The sequence below is a fragment of the Lachnoanaerobaculum sp. genome, assembly GCF_057250505.1.
In genome coordinates this window covers 11,097-20,978 of record NZ_DBHIEQ010000029.1, presented here as the reverse complement: position 1 = coordinate 20,978, position 9,882 = coordinate 11,097, and the positions used below count along the sequence as shown (strand labels likewise).

6 protein-coding genes are annotated in these 9,882 nt (G+C 37.2%); all 6 read right to left on the bottom strand.

Features of this window, described 5'->3' with window-relative positions; translation table 11 throughout:
• Positions 1–1,515: mannitol dehydrogenase family protein (locus ACO6FI_RS11005; RefSeq protein ID WP_485457369.1), on the bottom strand; the 1,515-nt coding region annotated here is incomplete at its 3' end.
• 191 nt (positions 1,516–1,706) lie between these two features.
• Complete coding sequence (locus ACO6FI_RS11000; protein WP_485457368.1) at positions 1,707–3,317, bottom strand: FAD-dependent oxidoreductase; 1,611 nt, start codon at positions 3,315–3,317, stop codon at positions 1,707–1,709.
• 14 nt (positions 3,318–3,331) lie between these two features.
• Positions 3,332–3,895 (bottom strand): alkyl hydroperoxide reductase subunit C, encoded by a 564-nt coding sequence (ahpC, locus tag ACO6FI_RS10995; RefSeq protein ID WP_007592352.1) that lies wholly within the window; start codon positions 3,893–3,895, stop codon positions 3,332–3,334.
• 334 nt (positions 3,896–4,229) lie between these two features.
• Positions 4,230–6,746, bottom strand: a complete 2,517-nt coding sequence (locus ACO6FI_RS10990; RefSeq protein ID WP_485457367.1) for a glycoside hydrolase family 31 protein — start codon at positions 6,744–6,746, stop codon at positions 4,230–4,232.
• On the bottom strand, positions 6,747–9,239 hold the full coding sequence (locus ACO6FI_RS10985) for a TIM-barrel domain-containing protein (RefSeq protein WP_485457366.1): 2,493 nt from the start codon (positions 9,237–9,239) through the stop codon (positions 6,747–6,749).
• Positions 9,240–9,250: 11 nt separating this feature from the next.
• The coding region (locus tag ACO6FI_RS10980; RefSeq protein WP_485457365.1) for a TRAP transporter large permease subunit at positions 9,251–9,882 on the bottom strand (632 nt) is incomplete at its 5' end.

The following is a 9,882-nucleotide window of genomic DNA, read 5'->3' as shown; positions in this document are numbered from 1 at the left end:
ATATAAGTTTACTCCGAATATGGAAGCGTCACTGAATAACCTCTCAAGCTTTGAGTGTACATTGCTGTCTCCAATCTTTATATCTGCTACCATCGGAACCACCTTTTCAAGTAAAGGATCCGGACTGAGTTCAAATTTATTTAAATTGTCGTCTATTCCCATCAGATATCTTGCCCAACCTGCAAATACAAGAGGTATAAGCTTCAGATCTGATACTTTTAAGTTTTCGCTCTTTTCATATGCCTTTATTGTCTCACCGAATCTTATTGCAAGCTTTTGCGATGTATCACAGGCAATTCTTTGCGGTGTATCAGGCATAAACGGATTTGGAAGTCTTACTTCTACTACAGTATCTATGAAATCTTTAGGATTGATGATTCCCGGATCTGTAACTACATGAAGTCCTTCTTTATATCCTATAGTTTTTATAAGTTTTGTAAGCTCACTGTCTTTCATTTCATCACTGATTTTTTCATATCCCAAGAGACAACCGTATATTGCAAGTGCAGTATGAAGAGGATTAAGACAGGTACATACCTTCATTCTCTCCACCATATCTACAACTTCACGCTTTGTAAACATTACTCCACCTTCTTCAATCTTCGGTCTGCCGTTAGGGAAGCTGTCCTCTATTACAAGGTACTCCGCCTCTTCCGCATTTACAAAAGGTGCCACAAATGTATTCTTACCGGTCTTTACAAAGTCTACATCCTCTATGCCGTCTTTAACAAGCATATCCATTACTGAGTCTGCAGGTCTCGGTGTTATTTTGTCAATCATAGACCATGGGAAACTTACCTTACCGGAATCTTCTACATATGCTAAAAAGCCTTTATCACAGACATTATTATCACACCAGTTCTTTGCAAATGTTACCACAGCAGCCTTAAGTTTGTCACCGTTATGTGAACAGTTATCCATACTCACCATAGCTACAGGAATAGCACCTGCCTTAAATCTCTCATAAAGCATGGCACATACCTTACCCATGTAGCTTGTAGCCTTATCAGGTCCTGCTTTAAAGTCCGCCTCTATCCCTGCCGGAGTGTTTCCGTTTCCGTCAACTACCGCATAACCTTTTTCAGTTATGGTAAAGCTTACCATTTGAAGTGAAGGCTTTCTAAACAGCTCCTTTAAAGTTTCATAGTCCGCATTTTGGGGATCTACTCTCAAAGACTCCACTACCGAGCCTACAATATTCTTCTCAACCGTTCCGTTACAGCAAAGTTTCATATATATTGTCAGATCGTCAAATGACTTGAATGCCTTATCTATTATTTCATAATCGAATCCTTCAGCAACAATAAGACCTATATCGGTTTTCTTTTCATTTAAAAGATTGTTTAAAACATTTGCCTGAAATGCTCTGAAAATGTTTCCTGCACCAAAATGTATCCAGTTCGGATTTGCAAGTGTATTCTTTTTCACCTGCTCTCTGTCATACTTTGGTAGAGAGTATCCGAGTTTTTCCCAAGCCTCTGCATTTTCTAAAATACTTCTTTGATTGAGTTTCATTATTCTTCTCCTCATTTTGACCTAAAAAGCTTATAAACAATATTTATAAGCCACGACTCCGACCTTGAAATATATTACAATTTATGTCGTCAGACATCCAGTATTTTATCATCTTTTTCATATAAAAAGCAAGGCTGAACCGTTACAAAACTTCACTTTTATAACACTGTTCAGCCTACCGAATTCAATATTTAATTGTTTATATACTCAAGGACTTCTTCTATGCTCTTCTTACCGAAGAATACCTTGTCTTCATTCATTACCAAACATGGCACACTCATTACATGATATTTTTCTCTTAGATCCCCGAAATGATTTATATCATAAACTTGTGCATCAATATTCGGATTTAGAGAAGCAATTCTTTGTACCGCTACAACAAGATCTGGACACATTGTACAGCTAAGTGATACTAAAATCTTAAATGACACTTTATCCTTTATTTTTAGTATCTTTTCTCTTATATCATCACTTAATCCCTGTCCCGGACCTGATACATTGTATATACCGAGAATAAATGAAGTAAATTCATGTCCTCCCGGAACGCCGTGGAAAGCTAAACCGCTGAACTCTCCGTCTCTATGTATTTCTACAACAGGCGCCTTTGCTTCATCTTTTACCTCTTCAACAGATATCTTGTCTGTAAGTTTACCAAGCTCGGTCATGTATGAAAGCAATTCTTTTGATACATCATCATCTTTAACATACACTTTTAAAAGAATATTCTTTTCCATCTTATTGAATACGGTATTTAACTGTGCAAGCATATCAGATGAGAATAATCCTTCTTCCTTGACTTCTTCTTTAGGTAAACTTCCCTTCCCTGCACCTGATTGTCTTATAGGAACTACCGGCTTGATACCTGTCTTTTTCTCCATTGCAGCAATATACTTTTCAAGTTCCGTTGCTGCAATACCTGCATCTCCGACAGTTGTTACAACCTGTCTGAGCGGCTTTATACAAACATCTCCGGCCGCATACAATCCGTCAATTGCAGTTTTCTTTGAGGCGTCTGTAATCACATATCCTCTTTCATCAAGTATTCCGAAGTCCTTTACCAAAGAGGTTGCCGGCTCATATCCTGCAAATACGAACACACCGAAGCCTTCCTTGTCTTCAAATACTTCTTCTTTACCTGTTTCATTGTTCTTATAAACAATTCTCTCAAGGACGTCTCCACCTTCAACTTTCACCACCTCGGTATGTGTAAGTACGGTAATTTTCTCATTATCATATGCATGTTGTGCTGTTGTTTTTGCACAGGTAAAGTCAGGCTCTCTGATAAGAATGGTTACATGCTTTGCATACTTTGTCAGGAATACGCTTTCTTCCGCAGCTGCAAAGCCTCCTCCTACAACAAAGACTTCCTTTCCTTTAAAGAATTCTCCGTCACATGTAGCACAATATGCAACACCATGACCCTTAAACTTTGCCTCACCTTCAAATCCGATCATTCTGGGTGATGCACCTGTTGCAAGTACTACTCCGAAGCACTCGATATCTCCCTTTGATGTATGGACCTTCTTGATATCGCCGTCCATATCAATGGAGTCCACTGTAGCAAGTAAGAATTCGGCACCGAAGTTTTCCGCCTGTTTTCTCATCTGCTCTCCGAGTTTGGCTCCTGAGATATGCTCTATACCCGGATAATTTACAACTTCAGCGGTCAGAGTTATCTGACCGCCAAATTTTTCTTTTTCTATAACAAGTACACGATAATATGCTCTGGCTAAATAAATAGCCGCTGTCAGACCTGCAGGACCTCCGCCCACAATGACTGCATCATACATGTTTTTACTCATAATGTCCCCTAATATTATAACTGACCTACAAGATCAAGACTTGGCTTTAATGTCTCAGCACCCGGCTGCCACTTAGCAGGGCAAACCTGATCACCATGCTCATGAACGAACTGACAAGCACGAAGCTTTCTTAAAAGCTCTTCCGCGTTTCTTCCTACGCCACCTGCGTTTACTTCATAAGAAACGATCTTTCCGTCAGGATTGATGATGAAAGAACCTCTCTCTGCCAAACCGTTCTCCTCGATATATACTTCAAAATCTCTTGAAAGTACATGTGTAGGATCTGCAAGCATCGGATACTCAATCTTTGAGATACGCTCTGAATGATCATGCCATGCCTTATGTGTGAAATGTGTATCTGTTGAAACTGAATAGATCTCACATCCTGCCTCTTTAAACTCCTTATAATTCTTCTGTAAATCCTCCAACTCTGTAGGACATACAAATGTGAAATCTGCAGGATAGAAGAAGAATACACTCCACTTTCCTAAGATATCCTTCTTAGATACCTCAACGAAATCTCCCTTATGAAATCCCTGTACGCTAAACTCTCCAACTTCCTTGTTAATTAATGACATAACTGCCTCCTTATATAAATAAAATATTTTTTGTTCTAAATCAGTATAGGAAATATCTTTACTCAAAAGGTAAGTGATAGGTTTTCCTAACCTGTTGTTATTATATTTAACATAAAATTATTGTATACACAATAGCATTTTTGTAATTTCGGCGTTTTAACTAATAATAATTCCTATTATTATAAATTATTTTACACTAAAAAGCTACCGTCTGTAAAAGTAAAATCAAGAGGCGCTATATAGCTTAATTACTAAAAAAGCTGTTACTCTGAAGATTGATAATACAGCCGCTAAAAATTTCAACTATATTTTATCCTCAGGCAACAGCCCGTTTTTATTCGTTATCAAGTACCATTCCTATAAGATCGAATTTCTCTGTACTTATCTTGATATCAAAGTTTTTATTTTTCGGATTTTTGGCTTTTACCATTATTGTTCTGTCTGAAAGATTATAATACCACCCCTCAGTTGCCTCATCAAAGTTATTCTTTACCAGAAATCTCTTTAAAAGCTTATCATCCGCACTTACATAGAAGGCACCCTTTTTCTTACTTACAAGTTTTAAAGTGATATTTTCTATGCTTTCCTCATAATCACCGCTCTTTTCAAAGGAAATAGTGGTAATATCTCCGGCTTTTACCTTGACCGAAGTATTCAGATATTTTCCCTTTTCATAGTCTTTTGAATGTCCGTCATCATCATATATAATAAATTCAACATCCGACTTGGCGGATATAGTAAAGTCAAGCTGTTTTGCAGTATCTCTTGACGCCTGATGTATATCATCTGTTGTAAAGAAAATACCGCTGTCTCTTAAAAACATAGGTATACTGTGACTGTTTACATCAATATAAACAGTCACACCGCCTTGATATTCTCTAAAGCTGTCATTTATATCATACCAGCTTGCACCCTCAGGCAAGTATATTTTTCTGATCTTTGCTCCCTTTTCAAATACATTTGCCACAAGTAAACTGCTTCCGAACATAAATGTAAGATTCTTATCATTATATGTATTTATATCATCGGGAAATTCCATAAATAAAGGTCTCATTACAGGTGTACCCTTTAAATTGGCCTCTCTCATCAGTGAATACATATATGGAATCATTCTATATCTAAGAGCATAGGCTTCTCTCACCTCAGGCATATATTCATCATACATAAAGGCTTGAGTAACCGTATTATCATTGTTTGCCGAATTCATACAAAATCTGGGCTGGAATATACCGCTTTGTATCCACCTGAGTAAAAGTTCTCCCTCCGGTGCTCCTCCGGCAAATCCTCCGATATCACATCCCATATTTGCGACTCCTGAAAGCCCCATTCCTACTATAGTTGCAATATTGTATTTTAGTGTATCCCAAGATGTAAGATTATCACCGCCCCAAACTTGAGCATATCTTTGTATACCTGCAAAACCTGCCCTGTTTATAATATACGGTCTTTCATTCGGATAAACCTCTGCAAGAGCTTTTTTAGCCACATATGCCATCATGTTTGAGTGGATTATTTTCAGCTCGGCCATATTTCCTCCATGACCGTTATTATCAACTCTTGCAAGTCTGTCCTCTACACCGTCATACTCACAATTATCATTCCATACGGTTTTTGAGCCCTTTAAAAGTAAGGTTTTCTTTAAAAGTTCACCCCAAATTTTTCTACCGCTTTCCTTGGTAAAGTCGATAAACTTTCCATAACCGCCCCACCAGCGACCTATATAGTCTTCTTTTCCTTCAGGATCTTTTACAAATGCATCAGCTTCTATAAATTCCTTCATATACGGATGATTCGGCAATATTCCGGGCTTCATATTCGGAATAACATTTATTCCCATGGCATCCATCTTTTCAAAAAATCCTTCAGGGTCCGGAAATCTCTTTTTATTCCAGTTAAATGTATATCTTAGATTATCTTTTTCGCCTGATGAATACCCTGACGCCAACCAGAAATTATCAATATATATCTTTTCATCAAAATGCTTTTTGATTACCTTATATATTTCCTCATCACAATTTTCTTCCAATTCCGCATAGTACATTGTAGATGCGGTAAATCCCATCTCCTGCTTTGTCGGCATTGCAGATCTTCCTGTAAGATATGTATAATTATCTATAACATCTTTTATACTCTCTCCTCCTATAAAGAAAAGATCTATATCACCGCCCTCAGCCTGATAATATGTATATCTGTCCCAATATCCGCTTATTTCATTGCACATATCAAAAACGGCATCATATGAGTTGTTATAGAATAATCCCAGAGGCTTTTTTATATCCTCATTTATTCTGATATAAAAAGGTATATGCTTATATAATGGCTCTCCGTTTTCGGGGTTATGACCTATAGCATCCTTAGGATTCATCCTAAGCCTTCTGCCCTTTTTATCAAGATAACCCGTTTTTTCACCGAAACCGTAGAAATGATCCTTTTCCACATCCAAAAGTGAGTAATGTGAGACTCTTCCAAGATAGTCCTTATCAAAAGCCCTCTCCTTCAAATCTCTGTATATAACATTCCCAAAGACATCTTCCAAACTGAAAGAAAGAGGATCTTTTCTAAGTGTAAGTATACATTTCTTTGTTTTAAATACTATCTTCTTATCATCCTCTATACAGTCCAATTTGACAGCTTCAATCCTTGTTCTTTCACCTGCAAAAAGTTCATCCAGATCATCTTCCCAAGCAGTGGTTACCAGAGCATACGAAGACTCACTAAATTTCCCGTCAAAGCTTACCCTTACTCTGATTATTTCATCGGTAAGTGCAATAACCTTGATAGAGGCATTTTTAGCCTCTATCATATAGCCGTTTTGGGTTTCAATTAATTTTTCAAAGCCTTTTACTATCATTTACATACCTATCAAATCAAACATTTCAAAAGATACAATAAGCTCATAATCACTTTCCGGATTGGCATATTTTATTTCAACGCTTCTGTTTGTCTGTGAATAATACCAACCTTCACTTGATGCTTCAAATTTTCTTCTGTTTAAGAAATGTGTCAGCCTTCTGCCTGCAAGGCTGACCCAATACGGACTCTTTTCCTTCTTAATGATATTCGCTCTTACAGTTTTTATGCTGTCCTTATAGCTTCCCTCAGACTTGAAGTTAAGCTTTACAATCTCATCTCCCGACATTTCTATAGTGGTCTTTTTGAATACACCTTTTTGGAAGTCATTGCTTACACCGTCATCATCATACAGTACAAAGTTTCTGTTTTCACCTGTTGCCACCAAAAGCTCCAAAGTTTCAACCTTGTCCATCGCCATACTTGTAAGCTTATTTCCTGACATAGGTATAATGGCACCGCTTCTGATAAACATAGGTATGGTGGAAATATCAACAGGTATACTTATAGTCTGTCCACCCTCATATTTCTTAAAATTATCATTGTAATCATACCATGTACTACCTTTTGGAAGATATGCTTCAATGCTCTTTGCGTTTTCTTCAATTACATTCGCCACTAAAATATCTCTTCCCAATGTGAATTCAAAACTCTCATCAAAAGTGTTTTCATCATTTTGGAATTCATATACCAACGGTCTCATTATCGGACTGCCATACTTGCTTGCTTCATACTCCAAAGAATAGAAATAAGGTGTCAGTTTATACCTGAAGTTTATAGCATCTCTGATAATATCGGTAGAATTTTTAAACATCCATGGTTCGGTTACAGTATTGTCACTGCTTGCGGAATGGATTGAAAATCTCGGCTGGAATATACCGTTTTGTACCCAACGCACAAAGAGTTCTTCACTCGGTGCAGGACCTGCAAAACCGCCTATATCCGCACCTTCATTTGGTTGACCTGAAAGCCCCATGCCTGTGATAATAGGAATATTATATTTTAGAGAAGTCCAGTTGGTGAGATTATCACCACACCATGTCTGTGCATACTTTTGGATACCCGCACTTCCACTTCTGCAAACCACATAAGGTCTGGCATTTTCATTATGTTCAACCACCGCCTCATTTGCTATTTGACACATTATAGTACTCATAAGAGGCTTCAATTCTCCTATCGTTCCGCCTTCTCCATCAAAATCCACTTTTGTATCCTTATCTAAGAGTGAATCATACTCGCAGTTGTCATTCCAAATAGAGTCTGTACCGATATCTATTACATTCTCTGTCAGATACTCTTTCCAAGCTTTTCTGGCATCAGCCTTTGTAAAATCCCAAAATGCTCCGTCTCCGCCCCACCAGCTTCCTATGGCGTAGGTATCTTTTTCAGAGTCCTTTACAAATACATCTTTTTCTACAAACTCGTCAAATTTGGGATGCATTAAAAGTATTCCGGGCTTTACATTAGGAACATTCTGTGCTCCTTTTTCATTCATTTTTTTGAAATAATCTCTTGGATCTTTGAATCTGTCAAGATTCCAGGTAAATACGCATCTTTTATTATTATAGCTTGTATAGCCGCTTGAGAGATGGAAGCCGTCTATCGAGAATCCCTCTTCCTTAACGGTATCAATAAATTCCAACACCGCGTCATCAGAGTCCTTTTCAAGTTCAGGATAATACATTGATGAACCCTGATATCCAAGTGCTCTCTTTGGCAAAAGTGCAGGTCTTCCTGACAATAAAGTATAATTATCCACTACCCTTTTGATACTGTTACCACCGATAAGATAGAGATCTATATCTCCTCCGTCCGCCTGAAAATATGTGTATCTTGGCCAATAATTGCTCTTTTCACAGCCCATATTAAAGACTGATTCATAAAAATTGTGGTAGAAAAGTCCTACAGCCTTTTTACTTGCTCTCCTCATTCTGATATAGAACGGTATATGTTTATACAATGTATCCATCTTATCGGCATCATAGCCCATAGCATCTGTAGCTCTTTCTCGTAGTAAAGTCTTATTCTTATTTAAGATTCCCGCCTTTTCTCCAAAACCGTAGAAGCATTCATCTTCTTCCATCTTTGAATAGTGATTTACTCTATTGTTTGAATCAAGTATAAAAGGATTACCGTTTAAATCCGAGTATAATAAATCTCCGTCTATATCATACAGACTGAATCCTATGCTTTTTTTATCAAGAACCAGATTCAGTTTTGCAGTTTCAAATATTATTTGATCTTCATCCTCTTTTATTTCGGGCTTGATAGGTTCTATTTTCTTTCTGTATTCACCTAATACATTATCAAGTCTGTCATCCCAACCTACAGTTGATAAAACATATGATTCTTCCTTAAATTTCTTGTCAAAAGATACTCTTATTCTTATAATTTCATCTGTAAGAAAATAAATCTTTATATCTGCATTATCAGTATGTACTATATAAGACTTACCGTCCTTAGATAAGGACTCAAATTTTTTTACTATTTGCATAAACACTCCTATTAGATTGATGACACAAGTCCTGCCAGATACGGTATACCAAGTGATATAACAGGTATATATGTGATAAGGAACAGCGCCACAACCATGGCTATAAACATTGGAATAATATACTTTGTTACACCCTCAATCTTAACATTACCCACACCGCAACCTACAAATAAGCAAGAGCCTACCGGCGGTGTTACAGAACCTATACCGAGATTCATAATGAACATTATACCGAAATGCACAGGGCTCATACCGATACTCTTAACTATCGGAAGGAATATAGGTGTAAAAATAAGTACTGCCGGTGTAAGATCAAGGAACATACCCATAACCAAAAGGAATACATTCATAATAAGTAAAATAATAAATTTATTATCTGATACTCCCATAATCATAGAACTGATAGCTCCCGGTATCCCTGAAACTGTCATTACATATGACATAATGGTAGATGTTGATATAAGGAAAAGTATTGTTGCAGAGCTCATCATAGTATCTGCTAAAAGTTCATATACATTCTTTACTGTAAGCTCTCTGTATATAAATCCAAGTGCTCCGCAGTAAAGTACCGCAACCACTCCTGCCTCTGTAGCTGTAAACCATCCAAGTAGGATTCCCGCCATAACCAAAATAACTGCAAGTA